The 20,802-nt window shown below is 69.3% G+C and carries 16 protein-coding genes; 8 read left to right on the top strand and 8 right to left on the bottom strand.

Annotated features, from left to right (window positions below; all coding sequences use genetic code 11):
- Positions 1-33 precede the first annotated feature (33 nt).
- The 4 genes from CHB84_RS01180 to CHB84_RS01165 form a co-directional block, all read right to left on the bottom strand.
- Positions 34-1,194: a hypothetical protein gene (locus tag CHB84_RS01180; RefSeq protein ID WP_089299563.1), complete on the bottom strand. Its 1,161-nt coding sequence runs from the start codon at positions 1,192-1,194 to the stop codon at positions 34-36.
- Positions 1,195-1,276: 82 nt separating this feature from the next.
- Positions 1,277-1,906: a hypothetical protein gene (locus CHB84_RS01175; protein ID WP_089299562.1), complete on the bottom strand. Its 630-nt coding sequence runs from the start codon at positions 1,904-1,906 to the stop codon at positions 1,277-1,279.
- A 205-nt stretch (positions 1,907-2,111) separates the two neighbouring features.
- A complete protein-coding gene (locus tag CHB84_RS01170; RefSeq protein WP_176439730.1) occupies positions 2,112-2,393 on the bottom strand; it encodes a DUF4333 domain-containing protein in 282 nt (93 codons plus the stop codon).
- A 40-nt stretch (positions 2,394-2,433) separates the two neighbouring features.
- The gene (locus CHB84_RS01165; protein WP_176439729.1) at positions 2,434-2,715 is read right to left on the bottom strand and encodes a DUF4333 domain-containing protein; all 282 of its coding nucleotides are present in this window, start codon (positions 2,713-2,715) and stop codon (positions 2,434-2,436) included.
- A 472-nt stretch (positions 2,716-3,187) separates the two neighbouring features.
- Here CHB84_RS01165 and CHB84_RS01160 point away from each other — a divergent pair, with 472 nt between their 5' ends.
- The gene (locus CHB84_RS01160) at positions 3,188-3,697 is read left to right on the top strand and encodes a hypothetical protein (RefSeq protein WP_089299559.1); all 510 of its coding nucleotides are present in this window, start codon (positions 3,188-3,190) and stop codon (positions 3,695-3,697) included.
- Between the two features lie 181 nt (positions 3,698-3,878).
- Complete coding sequence (locus CHB84_RS01155; protein ID WP_089299558.1) at positions 3,879-5,249, top strand: ABC1 kinase family protein; 1,371 nt, start codon at positions 3,879-3,881, stop codon at positions 5,247-5,249.
- Positions 5,250-5,317: 68 nt separating this feature from the next.
- Here the strand turns inward: CHB84_RS01155 and CHB84_RS01150 are convergent, their stop codons facing one another.
- Positions 5,318-6,025 carry a hypothetical protein gene (locus tag CHB84_RS01150; RefSeq protein WP_089299557.1) on the bottom strand — a complete coding sequence of 236 codons (708 nt, stop codon included), beginning with the start codon at positions 6,023-6,025 and terminating at the stop codon, positions 5,318-5,320.
- Between the two features lie 19 nt (positions 6,026-6,044).
- The gene (locus CHB84_RS22660; RefSeq protein ID WP_176439728.1) at positions 6,045-6,806 is read right to left on the bottom strand and encodes a hypothetical protein; all 762 of its coding nucleotides are present in this window, start codon (positions 6,804-6,806) and stop codon (positions 6,045-6,047) included.
- A gap of 630 nt (positions 6,807-7,436) precedes the next feature.
- Here CHB84_RS22660 and CHB84_RS01140 point away from each other — a divergent pair.
- From CHB84_RS01140 to CHB84_RS01115, 6 genes are all read left to right on the top strand, one after another.
- Positions 7,437-8,486 carry a DUF1702 family protein gene (locus tag CHB84_RS01140; protein WP_089299556.1) on the top strand — a complete coding sequence of 350 codons (1,050 nt, stop codon included), beginning with the start codon at positions 7,437-7,439 and terminating at the stop codon, positions 8,484-8,486.
- Between the two features lie 30 nt (positions 8,487-8,516).
- Positions 8,517-10,415 carry an FG-GAP repeat domain-containing protein gene (locus CHB84_RS01135; RefSeq protein ID WP_089299555.1) on the top strand — a complete coding sequence of 633 codons (1,899 nt, stop codon included), beginning with the start codon at positions 8,517-8,519 and terminating at the stop codon, positions 10,413-10,415.
- Positions 10,412-11,458 (top strand): enediyne biosynthesis protein UnbU, encoded by a 1,047-nt coding sequence (locus CHB84_RS01130; protein ID WP_217898434.1) that lies wholly within the window; start codon positions 10,412-10,414, stop codon positions 11,456-11,458. The genes CHB84_RS01135 and CHB84_RS01130 overlap by 4 nt, the downstream gene beginning before the upstream one ends.
- A complete protein-coding gene (locus CHB84_RS01125) occupies positions 11,455-17,157 on the top strand; it encodes a type I polyketide synthase (protein ID WP_089299554.1) in 5,703 nt (1,900 codons plus the stop codon). The genes CHB84_RS01130 and CHB84_RS01125 overlap by 4 nt, the downstream gene beginning before the upstream one ends.
- A gap of 2 nt (positions 17,158-17,159) precedes the next feature.
- Entirely contained in the window at positions 17,160-17,570 is a 411-nt protein-coding gene (locus CHB84_RS01120) for an acyl-CoA thioesterase (protein WP_089299553.1), read from the top strand.
- Positions 17,571-17,685: 115 nt separating this feature from the next.
- Positions 17,686-18,702, top strand: coding sequence for an adenosine deaminase (locus CHB84_RS01115; RefSeq protein ID WP_245818479.1), 1,017 nt, complete (start codon positions 17,686-17,688; stop codon positions 18,700-18,702).
- A 12-nt stretch (positions 18,703-18,714) separates the two neighbouring features.
- Here CHB84_RS01115 and CHB84_RS01110 read toward each other — a convergent pair whose 3' ends face one another.
- Positions 18,715-20,082, bottom strand: a complete 1,368-nt coding sequence (locus CHB84_RS01110) for an NCS2 family permease (RefSeq protein WP_281251717.1) — start codon at positions 20,080-20,082, stop codon at positions 18,715-18,717.
- 285 nt (positions 20,083-20,367) lie between these two features.
- Complete coding sequence (locus CHB84_RS01105) at positions 20,368-20,778, bottom strand: gamma-glutamylcyclotransferase family protein (RefSeq protein WP_089299552.1); 411 nt, start codon at positions 20,776-20,778, stop codon at positions 20,368-20,370.
- Positions 20,779-20,802: the final 24 nt, after the last annotated feature.

The following is a 20,802-nucleotide window of genomic DNA, read 5'->3' as shown; positions in this document are numbered from 1 at the left end:
GTGCCAATGGTGGGCTACCGGTGACCACCCGTGCTAGCCGGCTGTCTGGTTTCCACCGGGGTCGGTGGGCGCAGGGCCTTCACGTTTGGCCAGCTCCGCGTGCAGCTGCCGCAGCAGGCCCCTGTCACGCTCGTTGAGCCTCGGATCGTCGACGGCATCGGGGTCGATACCCGTCGGCCAGCCGTCCGGCGTCGCCACCTCCTCGCCGGCCAACGCCGCCCGCAACTGCCGCACATCGGCCGAACTCAACTCGTTGGTGCGTTCGGCGGGGGCCTCCTCGTCGCCGTACCCGACCGGTTCGGATGGTTCCGGGGGCACCACCCGTTCGGTGGGTCGAGCCGACACCGCTTCCCTACGCTGCGTGCGTTCAGAGTCGAACATCAGCAGGTTGTTCGGGGGGATACCGCTGTCCTCCTCCGCGGGGTCCCGCTCCTGCCGTGGCTCGACAGCGGCATGGCGCGCCGCGAGCTTCCGCGGACGCTCACGCGGTTCGACCGGAGACTCGTCCACCGGCGATGTCTCGGCTGGTGATTCCGTCACGGGTGTGTGCGCGGGTTCCGGTGGTGGCATCGCATGCTGCTGAGACGGCTCCCCCGTCGCCGCCTGCGCGGCGTGCCACACGGGCACGGCAGCATCCAGGGCCTGACGATGATAGGTGGTCCACCCCGCGGCCACCCCTCCGACCTCGACGACCGCACGGATACCCGCCCGCCTCAGCTGATCATCCACCCGGTAAGCGGTGGCAGGCGCGCTGCCGTGCCGGCCGACCTCGACGAGCACCACCCGCTGCGGCAGTGGGCCTGCCGCGGCACCCGCCCGGGTGGTCCGCCACACGGCATGCACCGCGCGGATGTCGGGAAGCGCCCGCAATACGCCGTCCAGCGCGTAGGCGATGCCCTGACCGGGATGCTGGTCACCGGTGAAGTGGTGTACAGGAGCGGCCTCGACCGCGGTATCCGCCACGGTGACCAGATCAGCGAGCGTGCTGTCGGAACCGCACAGCTCCAGCACGGCCGCCAGCTCGTCCCGTTCGGCCCCGCGCACCGGCAGCTCACCGGCGATCAGTACACCGGCCACGAGCTCCGCGGCCTCGTCGTGCCGGAAGCGGGCCACCAGCTCACGCGCGCGACGCAGCGCGCTGTCGTCGAGCCGCCCCGCGAACGAGTGCAGCATGTTGTGCAGTCGCAACGCCATGTCCGTGCTGCCCCGACGTTGCCCCTCACGGACCTCCACTGTGCAGCTTCTCCCTCCAGCCCGCTGGTGGAGCGAGCATTCGCTACGCGGCAACGACCCGGTGCCGTGCCTCCACCGCTCCGGCGCACAGCAGCGTCGAGTTCGCCAACGCCGCACGGTGGTACTCACCGACCTCGGACTCGGGTGCGATCACCTCGACACCGGGCTCCTCGTCTCCCAGTGCCCGCAACACGCGCTGTAGCTCCGCACCCAGCCTCGGCAAGCCCGTCAAGGCCGTGACGAGCAATACCCGCTTCATCTCGGGCTCCTCAGCTGTGCCGCCGTACCGCCAGCTCTGCCGCACCTCGCCGACGTCCGGACGACCGCGCAACGCAGCGTGTATCACGTCAGACACCGGGTCGACGTTGTTCATCCTTTCAGGTGCACTCCCTGAAAAGGTGTACCCTCTCGGCCGAGCGCCGTCCACCCCGAGCGCCGAACTCACCGCATGGTGGTCGGCACCGTATGGCACCAGGCAGGCCATCATCAGCTCGTACTCCGTCTCGTCGACATCGATACCCTGCTTGAGCAGGGATTTCGGCAAGATCCGGGCGATGGCGGTCACGGCACCCGAACCGAGCCAGTCCCGGTAACGCCAGAGCATTCCATCCGGAAGGCGCCCCGCCAATCGCAGTAACAGATCGTGACAAGCCTGCTCGATGTCGTGATCCATCGTGTCACCTCCACGTGGCGGCTCAGCATGCCACACTCAGGGTCGGGCGTTGCAGTGGCTCACGTACCGGGTCGCCGGTCGGCCGGCTGCACCCCGTCCTCGTCGGGCTGCACAGCCTTATCAGGAATACCGCGCGGGAGCCGAAGGTGACCTCGGTTCCTTAGAAGGAGCCGGGTGCAACATTCGGCTCCCACCCGGGGGTGGGTCAGGGCTTCGGGGTGGGCTCCCGGTCGATGTCGAACTCGGCCTCGCCGTCCTCGACGGAGGTGATCAGTACCTTCACGTCGTAGCGCTCGTCGCCGATCCGGGCCGTGCAGCGGGTCATCTCGGCGAACCTCGCCCGGAGGTCCTCCTGGCAGTCGACACCGCGGACCGCGCCGTCCTCGACCGGATCCAATGCCTCCACGATGCTGACCTCCAGGTGCTCGGCGGTAACGGTATCCTCGGCGGTACCGGCACAGCCGGACAGCGCGAGCACTCCCAGCACCAAGCAGCCACCCCTGCGGAGCCGGTGCATCACGGTCCGATCAGTCGTTCCATACCAGATCGTAGAGCACCTCGCCGCCGTCCACCTCGGTCACCGACACCGTTATCGCTCGCTCGTGCTCGCCGTAGTCCACCGCGCAATCGGTCGAGGACCCGACGTCTCGAGCCAGGCCATCCTCGCAGGACACGGACTGGACCGGCTCGCCGGAATCCTGCAAGTCCGACGCCACGCCCTCCTCGAGCTCACCCTGACCCACCGTCGCGGCACAGCTCGCGAGCGTGCACGCGGCCAGGCCGGACGCCACCAGCGGTCCCCATCTCATCTGCACAAACTCCCTCGAGTTGGTCGTGTCATGCGACATTCGGACGTCCCTGCACCCCAGGCAAGGCTAGAGGGAGCCTAGCGCTGAACACACTACCGAGTGACGCACCCCTGGATCAGCCCGCCAGTGATCACGTAATGAAACAAATCCGTCGATGTTTCCACCACCACACTGGATCATTGGAACTTCCGTGCGCCCATCGCGACGAGTCAGCACTGAGAGTAACAAAACAGGGCGGGCGCCCGGACCCGCACAGGGGCATGAAACGGGCACGGCCCGCACCGCTCGCGCCGCCGCGAGCGGGAACGCTTCGAAGGGACCGCCCCCGGCCCCGGTACCGTGCCGGGGGCGGCGAGAGCACCATCGATCCGGGCACGTTCGCCGACACGGGAGGGGCCGCGGCCGGCTCCGTCCGGAGGGGTACCGCAGGCGCGCTCTTCCAGCACCACCGACGAGACTTGGAGTATCCATCATGGCGACCACATTGCCGGTGCCGATCGAGTTCACCTTGCCCGAAGGGTGGCAGTCGGCTGCTCCAGATGAGGTCGGAGCGCCCGGCGTGGCGTTCATCGCGCTACACCCGGAGTCCCGGGACGAGTTCACCGCCAACATCACCGTCAGCGGGGAACTACGGACCGACGACGCACTGCTGGCCGGCATCGCTGACGAAGCCGTCGCGCACCTCGAGCAGACCGCGTCGGTCGAGCTACAGAACCGCACCGAGGTCGGCACCCCGGACGCGCCGGGTCTCACGCAGGTGCTGATCCTGTCCACCACCGTCGGCGAGTCCCAACTGGACCTCGCCCTGTCCCAGGTGTTCCTGTCCATCGCCGACGCCGAGGAGCCGCACAAACGCGCCATCCTTCAGCTGACGCTCACCGCGCGGACCACCCAGTTCGACGCCGTGGTCGGCGACTTCCAACAGTTCGTCCGCACCATACGGATATCGGACGAGGACTCCGGTCAGCACGGTGACGAGTAAGCGCACCCGGCACGGAATTCCCGGAGCCTGCCCGGAACCGGGACCGTAGCCCGACACGGTGAATGCCCGGCCACCACCGGCTCGCGCGCCGCGCGTACGCCGCCTCCTGACCGTATTCTGTCGCGGCAAGGCTCACGGGACCGCTGGTCCCGCCACCGACCGCGACGATGCGAGGCAGCATATGGCCGAATCCGGCGAGAATGCCGTAGCCGCAGGCACCACAGGAACGGCGGGCGGAACGTCGCCGCCGAAAGCCGACACCCTCGTCGTCCTCCGCCGGTTGCTCGAGATCGTGGGCGTGCTGGCGCGGCGGGCCGCGAACGGCCTGTGGCCGGCCTGCCGTGCCCGGCTACGGCGGGACAGGACCGCCGGTTCCCGTTCGTGGCTGGTCGGCACGATCACCGAGCTCGGCCCGGCATTCATCAAGGTCGCGCAGATGCTCAGCACCCGCGCCGACCTCCTGCCGCCCCACTGGTGCCGCGCACTGGCCACACTGTACGACAGCGGACCCCCGATACCCGCCGAGGAGCTGGAGCCGGTTCTCGCGCGCTCGTTCGACCCGCCGATCGCGCGGGAGCTGATGACGCTGGCCGGTGAGCCGGTGGCCTCGGGAAGCATCGCCTGCGTGTACCGGACCACACTGCCGGACGGCGCGGACGTCGCGGTCAAGGTGCGCAGGCCGGGGATCGAGGACACGCTCCGCACCGACATGGCGATCATGCGCCACGCGGCACGCCTGCTCGCGCACCTGCCGCCGTTCCGCGGGGTTCCCGTCGCCCAGATCGTCGCCCAGCTTACCGGCGCGGTATACGCCCAGCTCGACTTCGTGCAGGAACGGCACAACCTTGCCCTGCTGCGCGCCAACCTCGCCGAGCACGACAGCGTGCGGATTCCCCGGGTGCGAGACGAGCTGTGCGGCGACGAAGTGCTCGTGATGGAGTTCATCGACGATCTCCGGCGCCTGAGTCCCTCGGACATGCCGGAGGCCGAGCGCACGCAGGCCGTTATGCACACCCTGCACGCGGTATACCAGATGCTGTTCCTCGACGGCCTCGTCCACTGCGACCTGCATCCGGGAAACCTGTACCTGGGACCCGGCTCCGCGGTGATCGTGGACGCCGGGTTCACCGTGCGGTTGAGCCAGGACGCGCAGGACAAGTTCAGCTCGTTCTTCTACTACATGAGTGTCGGTAAGGGCACCGCCTGCGCCGACGTCGTACTGTCCACAGCCACGGCGAGTCCGGATACCGATACCGAAGGTTTCCGTCGCGACATCAGCGCACTGGTCGCGGCCAACACAGGGGTCTCGGCAGCCGAGTTCGACCTGGTGCGATTCGCCACCCAGCTGTTCGACATCCAGCGTCGCTACGGGCTGTACGCGGACCCGCAGTTCGTCTTCCCGATCCTGTCGCTACTCGTTCTGGAAGGTGCGGTCAGGGACTTCGCGCCACGTATCGACTTCCAGGACGAGGCGCTACCGTTCCTCGCACGGGCGATGATATCCCGCACCCTGACAGCGTCCCGATCCACGGAACGCGGTACGGGATCATGACGATGGTCCGGCCCGCACTCCCGGGGAGTGCGGGCCGGACCACTGTGAAGCCCTACGGACGGCGCGCCTCAGGAGGGGACGGCTTCCGTTCCTACCGTCCAGTCGAACGACGGCAGGGTTGCGATCGGGCTGCTGCCGACCGGCTGGCCGTCCGCACCCAGCGCGTAGAGGCCGATGTCCCTGAGGGACTGGTACGGCGCGGACTTCGGCGGGAACTCGGACTGGGATCCCTTCATGCACACCGGCTGGTCCGGAAGGGTTCCCAGCGTCACGGGGTCACCGTTGGCACCGCAGTGCTCCAGCTCCACGATGATCGGCAGGAACATCGTCTGCGTGAAGCCACCGTTGACGGGGTCGAACTCAAGCAGACTCTCCGGGTTGATCTCGATGTCGCCTGCCATCTTGATACTGATCGTCCCGAACGGCGTGTCCTCCGCTGTGACCTCGTGCTGCTCGACGACAAGACCCCACTTGTTCGGGTCAGGGCCGCCCTGCACGAGCACTCCGACATTGCCCGCCCCGGAGAACGGGAACGTCCCCTCCGAGGTGACCAGGTTGATGAGGTCACCGAAGCACGGGCACACCACACGCATCCCGTCCAGGCTCGGGCCGCTCGGCCCAGGTACCTGTGCCGCGGCGGTGGCCGAGTTGATGAACTGACCTCCCGCCGCTGCCGCGGCGGCAGCGGCAGCGGTGAACCCGGCGCGTTTCAGGAACCTGCGCCGACCTTCATCGAAGCCTTCGGTACCTGACGTATCGTCATTCAGCTCAGGCATTTGTTCACTCCTTCTTTGCTCAGATCCGCAGACCGAGGTCGATTCCCAGGGAGGACAGCAGCGGTGACGAGCAATTGCAGTCCTCGTCGGATTCCGGCCCTGACTCGGGCGCCGACTCGGGTGGCGATTCGGGCGCGGGTTCCTGCTCCGGTGCGGGCTCAGGTGCTGGCTCCTCCTCCGGAGCCGGTGCTGGCTCCTCCTCGGGTGCCGGAGCCGGTTCCTCCTCCGGAGCCGGAGCCGGTTCCTCCTCCGGAGCCGGTGCTGGCTCCTCCTCGGGTGCCGGTGCTGGCTCCTCCTCGGGTGCCGGAGCCGGTTCCTCCTCCGGAGCCGGTGCTGGCTCCTCCTCGGGTGCCGGAGCCGGTTCCTCCTCCGGTGCCGGAGCCGGTTCCTCCTCAGGTGCCGGAGCCGGTTCCTCCTCCGGTGCCGGTGCTGGCTCCTCCTCGGGTGCCGGTGCTGGCTCCTCCTCCGGCGCGGGTGCCTCCTCCGGCTCGGACCCGGGCTCTCCGGCCGAGTCGGGGCAGTCCGCGGGCTCGGGGTCCGACGGTTCGGGTGAGCCGGCATCATCGGAATCGTCGCCATTCACCGCACAGTCGGACGAGGAATCCGGTTCCTCGACCGGCTCCATCTCACCGCCGATCAGGCACTCCCCCTGACGGGCGAGACGGGCATCGCACTCCGAGCCGTCCGCTTCGGATCGGTCACTGCTGCTGGCGAGCGTGGCCACCGACCCCGACAGCACGTCAGGGTGATCACCGACCGCATACGCCGGAGCAGTCCCCATCGCTAGACCCGCCGCCAGGGCAAGCATTGCTCCCCGACGAATCGTTCTGGACACTTTGACACTCCCAAGGCCTATAGACTCTGGATTTGGTGTCTAAACCGGACATGAAGTCGCGGATCGGACCACTTCACCATTAGTCGACTCCGGTCGAATCGCCAGTCAGAACACACACCGACACCCGATCAGGGGCACCGTTGTCACCAATTCGACACAAACAAATCCCCCCCCGAGGGGGAGCGCCAGAATTATCTGGAACTATTCGGCTCGAACACGGCTCCCGAAACGGGTCTTGCCCACACCGGGCGAACCGGGTCGGACCTGCTCACATGCCTACACCGTCATCGGGCGGGGCGGTCGAATGTGCGCTCATCCACCGGGGTAGCGGCATTCGTCAGCAGGCACCGGGAAACAGCGGACACTCCGTCCGGATAACATGCACCCGCGCTATCCGACAGTACAACCCGGAATCGTTCACCGGAAATTCACGCATGAGCTGCCGACCGCCGCGCTCCCGGTGTCCGATCCCGACAGGACCGACCTCCATGGGAAACCTCGCACGATCCGGTGAACATTTCCGGCACAGTTCCCACTCGATCAGCAGCGCTGATGCAACACGCATAGAGTGCATTGATGGTTGTTCCAGCGACCGGCAGGGTGCACGAACGATCGTCGACGGCGGTAGCGAGCGTGACACTCGGAGATCCTCCAGAGTTCGGGGTGGAGATGCGCACAGCAGGCGCGGCACGGGTACACGGGGCCTCGGTCCCCAGCCAGGCCCGGTTACTGCGGCTGCCGCTCAAGCTGGCCGACTTCGAGCGCCGTGGCTTCCGGCTCGACCACCCGGATGAGCGGGTGCTGCTCGAGACGCACGCGAGAAACTTCCTGACCGGCTTCAACCTGGCCGCGAAACACTGGCGGGACCCTCATCCCGCGCTGTCGTGTATCGAGCCGACCGAGCGCGGTTTCGCCTACGAGGGGGCGGCGATGTACGCCGCGTTGCGCGATGCCGTACCCCCAGGCGGCAGCGACGCCATGCGGCGACTGTGCGAGGGCACGGGGGACGACTACATACACCTGATCCACGTCGGGTACGGCTGGGCAGGGGCGGTACCGCGCATGCCCGTCCCCGACACGATCCCGGCCACACCTCTGCTGCGCTGGCTGGCCCTGGACGGGGCCGGGTTCGCCGCGGTCTACTTCGGCGGGCTCCGCGCGCTGCGCAGGCGGTGGGACCGCGAACCGACGCAGCGTTGGCAGGCCAGGGCCGCCGGCTTCGGTCGCGCGCTGTGGTTCGTCGAGTCGGCCAGTGTGGACGGCGTCACGAGGGTTATCAACGAGGCACCTCCCCAGGCGCGCCCGCACCTGTGGTCGGGCATTGCGCTCGCCTGCTGCTACGCGGGAGGCGCCGATCTCGCGCAGCTGGATCGGCTGGTGCACTCGTGCGGTACGTACTGGCCGCACTTCGGCCAGGGTGCGCTCTTCGCGATAGCGGCGCGGGCCCGCGCGGGGCACGTACCCGCGCACACGGCCGCGGCCTGCCGGCACCTGTTCGCCGTATCCCCCGACAACGCGCGCGAATGGACGGACATCGCTGCCACGGGGTTGACCGGCTCGCCCGGCATATCGGCCTACAGCGAGTGGAAGTCCCGATTGCGCGACATGGTCACCGCACCACCGTGACTGAACGTCTACCACTGAAGGAAACCGCCGATGCTCCCTGCGTTACGTCGTGCCGTGCCGTTGACGGTCGCCCTGCTGATGTGCGTCGTAGCAGGTGTCTTCACGGTCCGGCCGAGCCTCGGTGAGGCCGAGTCCGCCGGCCGCTCGCCGGAGTACGCGTTCGACACCATCCCGGTCAACTCCACACCACCGGACGCGCGCGAGCTGCGCGACGTGCAACCCGGACTCGAGCACATCGAGGCCTGGATCTCCGCGGTCGGCGCAGCGGCTGCCCTGACCGACCTGCGCGACCTCGGTCGGCCCGCGGACGCCTGCCTGGTCGACCCGCGCGACGACTCGGTATCGGTGTTCGCAGTTCCCGGCGGGGACGGGCCGGACTACGAGCGTTTCACCCTGGAGCCGGAACGTCTCCCGTACGACTCCACCATGGCGCCCATGGGGTGCGTGCCCGCCGACTTCGACGAGGACGGGACCGAGGACTTCCTCGTCTACTACTGGGGTCGTTCGCCGGTGCTGTTCCTCAACGAAGGTGAGCCCGGCGCTACACCCGTCGCCGAAGACTTCCGGGCCCACGAGGTCGTCGAGCCCATGGAGGTATGGAACACCTCGGCGCTGTCCGTGGCCGATGTGGACGGAAGCGGCCATCTCGACATCATCGCAGGCAACTACTTCCCCGACGGGGCGAAAGTCCTCGACCCCGAGGCCTCCGAGGACGACCGCATGCGGATGCAGCACTCGATGGGCAAGGCACGCAACGCCGGAATCAACCGGCTGTTCCTCAGCACGCCGACCGGGGAGGCGAACGAGAAGCCGGATTTCACCGACGCGAGCACCGCACTGCCTGCCGACGCCGCCGAGGCGTGGACCCTGGCGTTCGGGTGGCAGGACCTGACCGGCAACAACCTCCCGGACCTGTACACGGCCAACGACTTCGGCCCCGACAGCCTGCTCGTGAACACCTCGAGCCAGGGTGCGGCGGAGTTCACCCAGGTCGAGGGCAGCCGGGATCTGACAACACCCTCTTCGCAGGTCCTCGGGCACGGATCGTTCAAGGGCATGGGCGTCACCTACAGCTACCAGCCCGGCGAGCGGCTTCCCATGATCATGGTCAGCAACATCACCAGCCCGTTCGCGTTGCACGAGAGCAACTTCGCCTTCGTGCCGAACGGGGACGGCTCCCGGTTGCTCGACGGGGATGTGCCGTACACGCAGCGGGCGGAACAGCTCGGCCTCGCGCGCAGCGGGTGGTCCTGGGACGTGAAGGCAGGCGACTTCGACAACTCGGGAACCGATGAGTTCCTCCAGGCCACGGGCTTCATCAAGGGTGAGCGCAACCGGTGGCCGGAGCTGCACGAGCTGGCGATGGGCAACGACGACCTGCTGCACCACCCCGAAGCCTGGCCCAACTTCCGCCAGGGGGACGACGTGTCGGGTCACGAGCACAACCGGCTGTGGGCACAGGGTGAGCAGGGACGCTACTTCGACGTCGCGAAGCGGGCCGGGCTCGGCAGCCCGCACGTGTCGCGCGGGTTCGCGTTCGGCGACGTCGACGGCGACGGCTCGCTCGACGTCCTCGTCGCAAACCAATGGGAGGACTCCGTGCTGCTACGCAACCGCACGGAGCCCGAGGGGCAAGCGGCGTTCGTCCGGATCCTGCGACCGGGATCGGCGGGCGGGCTTCGGGACGCCATCGGCGCCCATGTCGAGCACGAAGTGAACGGGCAGCGCAAGCGAACCCAGCTCTACCCGTCCAACGGGCACGCAGGGGTATCCGCGAGCGAGGCACACCTCGCCCTGCCCGGAGGCGAATCGAGCCGGGCCACGATCACCTGGCGCGATGGCGACGACGTCCACACGGACTCCGTGGACGTCGGCCCCGGCGACCACACCGTGGTACTCGGCACCGACGGAACGGCGGACATGCGATGACCACCACGACTACACCCCCGAGCACCGACGCGTCCGGAGTCTCGCACGGGACCGGTTCCGGACAGGACGGGCAGCAGGGCCGGAAGCCCGCCGTGGACACCCGGGTGAAGGCGCTGCGCCGCTTCGCCATCTCCATCACCGCGTTCACGATCGTGGGACACCTGGTACTCGGCTTCGAGCAGTCCCCCATCACGCCGATCGTCGCCCTCCTGGCCAGCTACGCAACAGCGTTGCTGTTCGAGTGGCTGGACAGCTGGGCGCGGGAGGTGACCCCGGAGTACGCGGGAGGGCGCGGTGCGCTGATGGTGTTCCTGCTGCCCCCGCACATCACGGCCCTGGCGTGCGCGATGTTGCTCTACGGCAACTCGTCGATGTGGCCGTACATCTTCGCGGTCGTGGTGGCCAACACCAGCAAGTACGCCGTACGTCTCAGGCTGCGCGGCAAACTCCGGCACGTGCTCAACCCCTCCAACGCGGGCATCGCGATCACGCTCGTGCTGTTCCCCTGGGTAGGGATCGCCCCGCCCTACCACTTCACCAACGACGTGACCGGCGCGATCGACTGGCTGGTCCCGCTGGGCATCCTGATGCTGGGGACGATGCTGAACGCGAAGCTCACCGGCAAGCTGCCCCTGATCCTGGCCTGGGCCGGTGGGTTCGTCGCGCAAGCCGTCCTGCGCTGGTTGATCCTCGACCACTCGCTGGCGGCCGCGCTACTACCGGTGACAGGTGTGGCGTTCATCCTGTACACGAACTACATGATCACCGATCCGGGGACGACTCCGGTAAAGACGCGCAACCAGGTCGTCTTCGGTCTGGTCACGGCCGCGATCTACGGGATCCTGGTCGTCTACGGGGTGGTCTTCGGCCTGTTCTTCGCTCTCGTGATCACCTGCGCGCTGCGCGGAGTCGTCCTCGTCACCGAAGCGAAGCTGGGCCCGGTGGGCGCCGGGTTCCGCGAGCGCCTGACCCATCGCCTCACCCCTGCTACAGCGCGTGCCACGGCCCCCATAGCGCCGGGACCGCGGGGAGGCAGCCTGTGAGCACGAACCGGATCGCCATCGTGGGCATGGCATGCCGGTACCCCGACGCGACGACGCCGGAGGAACTCTGGCAGACGGTACTGGGTAAGCGGCGGGCATTCCGGCGCATCCCGGAACGCCGGTTACCCGCCGCCTACCGCGCCGAGCCCGGCGAGCCGGACCACACCTACGCGAGCCACGCGGCCGTACTGCGCGACTGGACCTTCGACCGGGCGCGGTTCGGCGTGCCGGGTCCGCTGTACCGGGCAGCCGACCAGACACACTGGCTCGCCCTGGAGACAGCGGCCGCCGCCCTCGCCGATGCCGGTTTCGCGGGTGGCGACGGTATCGACCGGAGTACGGCGGGCGTGGTCCTCGGCAACTCGCTCGCGGGCGAGTTCAGCCGCGCGGGCATGCTCCGGCTGCGCTGGCCGTTCCTCGCCGATGCGGCGGCGACCGCGCTGCAGGAAGCGGGAGCGTCCACGGACCTGTCCCATGATGTGTTGCGCAGGCTCGAAGGTCTCGTCAAGCAGCCATTCCCGGAACCGGGGGACGAGACGCTCGCCGGCTCCCTCGCCAACACCATCGCGGGCCGGATCTGCAACTACTTCGACTTCAACGGAACCGGATACACCGTGGACGGCGCCTGCTCGTCGAGCCTGCTCGCGGTGACGACGGCATCGCGTGCTCTCGCATCGGGGGAGTGCGACTTCGTGCTCGCAGGCGGTGTCGACATGTCACTCGACCCCCTCGAGCTGGTGGGCTTCTCCCGGCTCGGCGCCCTCGCCGGGTCCGACATGCGGGTCTACGACGCCAGGCCGACCGGGTTCCTGCCCGGCGAGGGCTGCGGCGTGATCGCTCTCATGCGCGCCGAGGACGCCGAACGGCGCGGCCTGCGAAGCTACGCGCACATCGTCGGCTGGGCATCCTCATCGGACGGCGCCGGAGGCCTGACCCGCCCGGAACACGGCGGTCAGGTGCTCGCCTTGCGCCGCGCCTACCACTCGGCGGGGCTGCAACCCTGTCAGGCCCAGCTGATCGAGGGGCACGGAACCGGAACGGCGATCGGCGACGCGGTCGAGCTGGAAGCGTTGATCTCGGCTCGCGGCCGCACGGCATCGCCGGCGGCCATAGGGTCGGTCAAGGCCAACATCGGCCACACCAAGGCCGCCGCAGGCGTCGCGGGTCTGATCAAGGCGGCGATGGCCACGCACAACCGGGTGTTGCCACCGATCACCGGCTGCGAACGGCCGGTGGATCTGCTTCGAGACGGCAGCGGGAACGACGTTCCCCTCCGCATCCTCGATGCCCCGGAGCCGTGGCCCGAGGAAACGCCCCGCGCCGGGGTATCCTCGATGGGTTTCGGTGGCATCAACGTGCACATCGTCCTCGAAGGAACCGGACCCGCCCCGCGGGTGCTACCCACCGTGGCCCGGCGCTGGTCGGACCGCGCCGGGCCGCACGAGATCGTCTGCCTCGGAGCCGATGGGCTCGGAGAGCTCGCCGACCGCCTCACGCGGCTGGCCCGATCCGCGAGGGACCTCAGCACCGCCGAGGTCACCGACATCGCCGCGACCGCATGGCACGAGCGCCGCGGGTCCCGCCCGTGGCGGGCAGCACTGGTGGCGCGCACCCCGGACGAGCTGGCGGCCGCGGCCGACGCCGCCGCGGCCGCGACCGACGGATGGGACGGCAGCCCCCGCTTCGACCGGAACGCAGGCTACGCGCTCGGCTCGGCCGGTCCCGCTCGGGTGGGGCTGCTCTTTCCCGGGCAGGCTGCCCCGGTCCGGTGGACGCTGCCGTGGTGGGCGCGCCACCTCGACGTTCCGGACCCGCCTGCGGAGCTGGTCGAGCGGCAGGTCTCGGCGGACACCGAGATCGCTCAGCCCGCCATCCTGCGCCAGTCCCTCGCTGCCCTTGCCTGGCTCGGCGAGCTGGGGTGCACCGGCGTCGCCGCCACCGGGCACAGCCTCGGCGAGATCACCGCGTTGCACTGGGCGGGGTCGTGCACCGCTGCACAGGCACTGGAGCTGGCGCGCGTACGGGGGCGGCTGATGGCCAGGCTCGGCGCGGGGGACACGACCATGGCAGGCGTCTCCGCCACGGCGGATCGCGTCGAGGAACTGATCCGGGACACCGGCGCCGTGATCTCCGCGTACAACGCGGCGGAACGGATGGTGGTCTCCGGTACGGTCGCCGACATCGACCGCATCGTCGAGCGCGCGGCCGACGCCGGTGTCCCGGCGAGCAGGCTCGCCGTGTCGCACGGGTTTCACAGTACGGCGATGCTCCCGGTGGCACGGTCCATGCGGGACGCGCTCGCCGATGTCCCGCTGGACCGTCCGGGCGCGCCTGTGGTTTCCACGATCACCGGCCGACCGAGCGAGGCGTCGCCGGACGAGCTCCGCGAGCGGCTCGTCGCGCAGCTCACCAGCCCCGTACGGTTTGCGGAGGCGGTCACGCACCTCGCCGACCGTTGTGACCTGCTCGTCGAGGCAGGCCCCGGAACCGCACTCGCCGGGTTGGCCGAGTCGAACACCGCGGTTCCCGCGGTGAGCATGGACTGTGGCGGCGCCGACGAGCGGCACGCCTTCGTCACAGCATTGCTCGCGGCGTGCGCGGGAGCCGACCTCGAACCGTGGTTCTCCGACCGGCCCTACCGCCCGCTGGATATCGAGGCCGTACCCGAGTTCGTCGCGAGTCCGTGCGAGAACAGGGAGGGCTGGGCCGACGCAGCCGAGGTGCGGGGAGCCGAGGTGCGGGGAGCCGAGCCGGACACGCGGGGCACGGAACGGGTGGCGGCGGAGGAGCCCGCGCCTACCTGCGAGGACGCGCGCGCCGCGCTCACCCGCCACCTGGCGACGCTGCTCGAGCTCCCCACCGACGCCGTGTCCCCATCGAGCTCGCTGCTCAGGGACCTGCACATGACCTCGCTCCAGGTCGTCGAGGCGGTCGCCACGGTGGCGCGCGCGCAGGGCAAGCAACCCCCCGGTGCACCGCTCTCGCTCGGCGACGCCACCTTCGCCGAAGCCGCCGCGGTCATCGAGGACCTGCCGGAGACCCACCCGGCCGGGGAGGAAGGCGCGCCGGGCGTGCCAGGCGTACGCGGGTGGGTCCGGCAGTTCTCCTCGCCCTGGGTGCCGTTCACCGCGCCGCAGCACGAGCGCACGGAGTCCCCCGCGGTTCGCTGGCACGTGCACGCCCCTGCCGGGCACTGGTCGCACGAGCTCGCAGGCGGCGGCGATACGCAAGCCGACGGATTCGCCGTCGCCCTGCCCGCGGAGACCACCCGCACGGAGATCGCCGAGCTGCTCGGCGAGATCGGCGGCCGCGATCCCGCGCACCTGCTCGTGGTCCACGACGGGCACCCCGCGGCAGCGGGACTCGCCCGTAGTGTCGCGAGCGAGCTGGACCGGTGCCGGGTCACCGTCCTCGCCGTGCCCGACCTGTACCGCCGCATACCGCCCGACGAGCTCACCGGGATTCACGGTGAGCGGTACCTGGAGCTGCGCGAGTGCGACGGCGGGCAGCTCGAGCGCCGCACCGCGGTCGCGCGGCCCGTTGCCGGGGCCGAAGCGGCCACGGTGGAGCTCGACGGCGTGTGCCTTGTGACCGGAGGGGTGCGGGGCATCACCGCGTACACCGCCGCGGGGCTCGCCGAGCACACCGGCTGCACGCCGGTGTTCCTCGGCCGGTCGCCACAGGACGACCCCGAGGTCACCGACGCCCTGCGTGACCTCCGCGGGCGGGTGCCCGCGCACTACATCAGCTGCGACGTGACCGACGAATCCTCGGTCGCCGCGATGGTGACCACGGCCCGTGGCTACGGGCCGATCCGCGGGCTCGTGCACGGCGCCGGTCTCAACGAGCCACGCACGCTCGGTGATGTCACACCGGAGTCGTTCGAGCGCACGCTCCGGCCGAAGGTCGAGGGACTGCGGGTACTGCTCGACGCCCTCGGCGACGACCTGCGCCTGCTCGTCGGCTTCGGGTCCATCATCGGCAGGCAGGGGCTCGCCGGGCAGGCCGAGTACTGCATCGCCAACGACTGGATGCGGAACGAGATCGAGGACTGGGCGCGCGCACATCCCGGTTGCCGGGCGCACCACGTGGAATGGTCGGTGTGGTCCGGTATGGGGATGGGTGTGCGGCTGGGGGTCCTGGACAACCTGCGCGGGCAGGGCGTCGAGCCCATCGGACCCGAGCAGGGTGTGCGGGTGCTGCTGGACCTGTTCGCGGACGCGGCGGCACCGACCACGGTGCTGGTCACCTCGCGGTTCCCCGCCACAGCGACCCTGCGGGTGGAAGGCCCGGCCCCGCCAACGCTGCGTTTCGCGGAGTACGCGCGCGCCCACGTCCCCGGCGTCGAGGCGGTCACCGAGTCGGAGCTCTCCCTCGGCGACGACCCGTACCTGGACGACCACCGCATCGACGGAGTCCCCGTACTGCCCGCGGTCGTCGCGATGGAAGCGATGGCACAGAGCGCCGTGCTGGTCTCGGGTACCCGACCGGCGTGGTCCATGACCGATCTCGAGTTCCACTCCCCACTCACCCTGAGCGACTCCGGTCGGCGCGCCGTCCAGGTCGCCGCGCTGGCCGAGCGGCACGGGATCGACACAGCCGTGCGGGACGACTCCGACGGGTTCGGCAGCGACCGGTTCACCGGCACTGTCTCGGACGCCCCCGACCCGCCCGCGCACGTCGCCCGGGCGGAACCACCGGAGGACCCCGAACGGCAGGAGCACGAGCTCTACGGGGGCGTGTTGTTCCACGGCGGGAGGTTCCGCCGGTTGCTGCGCTACGACGCGCTCTCCGCGTTCCGCGTCAGCGCGTGGATCCGTGCCGGACAGCGGCAACGATGGTTCTCCGAGTTCCACGGCAACGAGCTACTGCTCGGCGACCCCGCTGCGCACGACGCGACGCTCCATGCGTTGCTGGCGTGCGTTCCGCACCGGCGCGCGCTCCCTGTCGGCGTGGACCGGGTCACGATCCGGCGTCTCCCGGAAGGGCCACTGCGGGTGACCGCCGTCGAGCGCTCGCACACGGCAACGGACTACGTGTTCGACGTCGACCTCGCCGACCCGGACGGTGCGGTGGTCGCGCGCTGGCAGGGTCTGCGGCTGCGTGCCGTCACGTCACCGGCGTACCAGGAGGAGCTGCCCGAGCGACTCGTGGGTCCGTGGCTGACCCGCAGGCTCATCGAGTGCGACATCGCCGACGGCGTCGAGCTCGTGACCGTTCCCGGAACGCGGCAGGACGGCGCGGCCGCGGCCGAACGCATCACCGGAGCTCAGGCAGGGCACGACACCGCAGGCGGGCTGCTCGTCGACGGGCACCACGCCAGCACGAGCCATACGTCCGGGCGGCTGCTGCTCGCGTTGGCTCCGGGACCGGTCGGTGTGGGCTGGGATGCACTTCCGGACACGCTCCCCACGAACCGCCCCGCACTTTCCGGTACCGGTGACCCGCGCACCGCCGAAGCACTGTGCGAGAAGCTCGGCGAGGAACCTGCACTGACGATGACAAGGGTGTCGACCGCCCGGGAGGCGCTCGACGAGCTCGGCTCCGAGCGGGACACGGCGTTACGGGTCGATGAGGTCACGGAGGACGGGATCGCTGTGCTTCGCGGCGGAGGCGTGCAGGTCGCGACCGCGAAGGTGCGTGCGCGCGAGCCGGGCTCGCTCGCGGTTGTCTCCGTCGCGCTTCCCTACAGGAGGTGAGCATGCGCCGCTACGCGTACCGGCATGTGGTGACCCTGGACGAGACCAACATGGTCGGCAACGTCTACTTCGCGCACTACCTGCACTGGCAGGGTCACTGCAGGGAACGCTTTCTCGCGGACCATGCCCCGGGCGTGCTGCGCAGCCTGTGCGCGGGAGACCTCGTCATGGTCACCGTGTCGTGCTCGATGAACTACTACGCGGAGTGTTTCGCGCTGGACGAGGTCGAGGTCTCCATGGCCCTGCGAGCCGCGAGCGGGAGCCGGATCGTGATGGACTTCGACTTCCACCGTGCATCCGTGCTCACCGCCCAGGGAACGCAGACGGTCGCCTGCATGCGCCGCTCCGACGACGGTGTCGTGCCCACCGAGATACCGGCCGAGCTCGCCCGCGCCCTGTCGGACTTCTCCTGACCCGTGCCGTCGAAGCCCGGAAGGGCGAGCCGAAGGTGGCGTCCGTTGAAGTAGAAGGAGCCCAGTGTCACCTTCGGCTCCCCACCACGGGTGCCCGAGCACGGGTGCCCATGGCTTGCTCCCCGCTACCGGTGGCAGGCTGATGGTCATGCTGGACATCCCGAAAGCCGAACTGCACGTACACATCGAGGGCACGATGGAGCCCGAGATGGTTTTCGAGCTGGCCCGCCGCAACGAGGTCGAGCTTCCCTACAGCTCGGTAGCCGAGCTCCGGTCCCGGTACGAGTTCACCGACCTGCAGTCCTTCCTGGACATCTACTACGCCAACATGGCCGTGCTACGCACGCGCCGGGACTTCCGGGAGCTGGCCGCAGCGTACCTGCGGGAGTCCGCCCGGCAGGGCGTGCGGCACGCGGAGATCTTCTTCGACCCGCAGGCACACCTCGCCAGGGGCGTGGAGATGGCGCCCATCGTGGAAGGGCTCTCCGAGGGGATCGCCGAGGTGGCCGACAGCGGCGTCACGGCCGAGCTCATCCTGTGTTTCCTGCGTGACGAGAGCGCCGGGTCGGCCATGGACACCCTGCGCCTCGCCGAGCCGTTCCTGGACCACATCATCGGTGTCGGCCTGGACTCCGCGGAGGTGGGGCACCCGCCGTCGAAGTTCACCGACGTCTTCGAGCGGGCGCGCGAGCTGGGACTGCGCGCGGTCGCGCACGCGGGCGAGGAGGGGCCTGCCGAGTACGTGCGGGAGGCTCTCGACCTGCTCCGGGTGGAACGTGTCGACCACGGTATCCGGGCGCTGTACGACCCCGGGCTTGTCGACCGGCTGCGCCGCGAGCAGACCCCGCTCACCGTGTGCCCGTTGTCCAACGTGCGGCTGGGCTCGTTCGACCACCTGTCCCAGCACACCCTGCCCCGGCTGATGGCCGAAGGGCTCATGGTCACGATCAACTCCGACGATCCCGCGTACTTCGGCGGGTACGTCGGGGAGAACTTCTCCGCGGTCCGCGAGCATCTCGGGATCACCCGGGAACAGCTCCGGCAGCTCGCCGCGAACTCCGTCCGGGCATCCTTCCTCGGCAGTGAGCGCAAGTCCGCGCTACTGGCCGAGGTGGACGCCTGGACGGGGTGAGCCGCCGGGCGGTCAGACCAGCCAGATGAAGTAGGCGAGGATGATCACGAACAGCACGTAGCCGATCGGGTGCACATCGCGCCACCGGCCCTTGACCACCATCAGCAGCGGGAAGAGCAGCAGCCCCATCGCGATGCCGTTGGCGATCGAGAAGGTCAGCGGCATCGCGATCACGGTCACGAACACCGGGATCGCGAACTCCAGCTTGTGCCACTCGATGTCGCCGAGCCCCTTGGCCATGAGCACCCCGACGACGATCAGTGCGGGGGCTGTGACCTCCGGAGTCACCACGGCGAGCAACGGGGAGAAGAACAGCGACAGCAGGAACAGCAGCGAGGTCACCACCGAGGCCAGCCCGGTACGTCCCCCGGCTGCCACACCGGCCGAGGACTCGATGTACGAGGTGGTCGTCGACGTACCAAGGATCGCGCCGCCCATCGTCGCGATCGAGTCGGCACCCAGCGCGCGCTTCGCCCTCGGCAGCTTGCCGTCCTTCAGGAAACCGGCCTGACCTGCGATCGCGATCAGGGTTCCCGAGGTGTCGAAGAAGTCCACGAACAGCATCGTGAACACCACGATGATCATCTGCGAGCTCAGCAGCTCGGGCAGGTTGACAAGCGCCTCACCGAATGTCGGCGCGAGGCTGGGCACCGCGGACACCGCGCCGGCAGGCGGGTCGATCAGGCTGGTGGCGACCCCGAGCACACCGGTGAGGACCATCCCGTAGAACACCGCGCCGTTGAACCCGCGCAGCAGCAGCGCCGCCGTGACGACCACGCCGAAGACGGCCAGCAGCGTCGCCGGCCGGGTGAGATCGCCGAGGGTCACGTACGTCGCCTCGGACGGCACCACGATCTCGGCGTTCTGCAGGCCGATGAACGCGATGAACATGCCGATCCCGGCTCCCACCGCGAGCTTGAGCTGCAACGGGATCGCGTTGATGATCGCTTCGCGGACCCCGGTCATCGCCAGGACGAAGAACAGGAGGCCGGAGACGAACGTCCCGACGAGCGCGACCTGCCAGTCGATGCCCATCACGAGCACCACCGTGAACGCGAAGAACGCGTTCAGCCCCATCCCCGGTGCCAGCGCGATCGGGTAACGCGCCCACACCCCCATGATGAGCGTGCCGAGTGCGGCGGCGAGTGCCGTCGCGACGAACACCGCGTCGGTGTCCATCCCGGTCTCGCCGAGCACGGAGGGGTTGACGAACAGGATGTACGCCATCGCCAGGAACGTGGTCATTCCCGCGATCGTCTCCCGGCGCACGTTCGTGCCCAGCTTCGTGAGCTGGAAGAACCTGTCTATGGGGCCCCGCTCCATCCCGTCCGGCTCCGGTGTGTCCGGCTGCTCCGTCGTGTCCGCCCTGTCCGTCGCCATCGTTCGCCTCCTTGCGCGTGGCACCAGCTGATCATTTACCCTGCCAGCTGGTCGATCCCACTGGAAAAGTCGGTGACCAGTGGTTCAACGAGTCACACGGGTCGGCGCCCGCACGCGTCGTAGTGTGAATTGGATCACTGTCAACCGGGTGGATCCATCGGTGGAGACCACAAGAACGGCCGGACGCGTGACAGGACACCTTGGAGGATCCCCCAACTCCCGGCGCTGCGCCCGCAGCGGTACCCGTCGCGCGGCGCTGATACACCGTGAGCTCCGGCGCGACAGCTACCTGTGCGTGTGCCCGAGCCATCCGTGCGGCAGGGGCGGCATCCCGTCGACCGGTCGGATCCAGACATACACCCAGCACTCGAGGCCGCCGTGCAGGGTGGTCCGGGTGCGCTCGTAGTCGGGCCCCTCGTAACGATCCAGCTGCGGCCAGGCCGATTCCGGGTCACGGAGCCGCACGCACTGGGCAGGTACGCCGGGGCCGCAGCCGGACCGGTGACTGTCGGGTCGGTAGGCGGGATAGCCGCGCCCCGTGTCGTACAGCATGCCGGGAAGCGTGCACCCACCCTCATGCGCCGCGACCAGCGGCGCGAGACAGTGCCACGCGGCGGCGCCGCGCATGAGCGTGCCGTAGACGGCGAGACGGTCCGGCAGTGCGGCAGGGCTTGTCCGGGACGACACCGCGTGCATACTCGATTCTCCCCATGCCGGCCG

The organism is Haloechinothrix alba (assembly GCF_900188115.1).
In the GTDB taxonomy this organism is placed as follows: Bacteria; Actinomycetota; Actinomycetes; order Mycobacteriales; family Pseudonocardiaceae; genus Haloechinothrix; species Haloechinothrix alba.
The sequence above is the reverse complement of the archived record's forward strand: the minus strand, read 5'-3'. Positions and strand labels throughout refer to the sequence as shown.

Coding starts and splice junctions, on each gene's coding strand:
- CHB84_RS01155 (WP_089299558.1), top strand. CDS start 3,879: ATGGCCGAATCCGGCGAGAATGCCGTAGCCGCAGGCACCACAGGAACG.
- CHB84_RS22660 (WP_176439728.1), bottom strand. CDS start 6,806: ATGGGGACTGCTCCGGCGTATGCGGTCGGTGATCACCCTGACGTGCTG.
- CHB84_RS01120 (WP_089299553.1), top strand. CDS start 17,160: ATGCGCCGCTACGCGTACCGGCATGTGGTGACCCTGGACGAGACCAAC.
- CHB84_RS01105 (WP_089299552.1), bottom strand. CDS start 20,778: ATGCACGCGGTGTCGTCCCGGACAAGCCCTGCCGCACTGCCGGACCGT.
- CHB84_RS01140 (WP_089299556.1), top strand. CDS start 7,437: ATGGTTGTTCCAGCGACCGGCAGGGTGCACGAACGATCGTCGACGGCG.
- CHB84_RS01180 (WP_089299563.1), bottom strand. CDS start 1,194: ATGGCGTTGCGACTGCACAACATGCTGCACTCGTTCGCGGGGCGGCTC.
- CHB84_RS01175 (WP_089299562.1), bottom strand. CDS start 1,906: ATGGATCACGACATCGAGCAGGCTTGTCACGATCTGTTACTGCGATTG.
- CHB84_RS01135 (WP_089299555.1), top strand. CDS start 8,517: ATGCTCCCTGCGTTACGTCGTGCCGTGCCGTTGACGGTCGCCCTGCTG.
- CHB84_RS01130 (WP_217898434.1), top strand. CDS start 10,412: ATGACCACCACGACTACACCCCCGAGCACCGACGCGTCCGGAGTCTCG.
- CHB84_RS01110 (WP_281251717.1), bottom strand. CDS start 20,082: ATGGCGACGGACAGGGCGGACACGACGGAGCAGCCGGACACACCGGAG.
- CHB84_RS01165 (WP_176439729.1), bottom strand. CDS start 2,715: ATGAGATGGGGACCGCTGGTGGCGTCCGGCCTGGCCGCGTGCACGCTC.
- CHB84_RS01150 (WP_089299557.1), bottom strand. CDS start 6,025: ATGCCTGAGCTGAATGACGATACGTCAGGTACCGAAGGCTTCGATGAA.
- CHB84_RS01160 (WP_089299559.1), top strand. CDS start 3,188: ATGGCGACCACATTGCCGGTGCCGATCGAGTTCACCTTGCCCGAAGGG.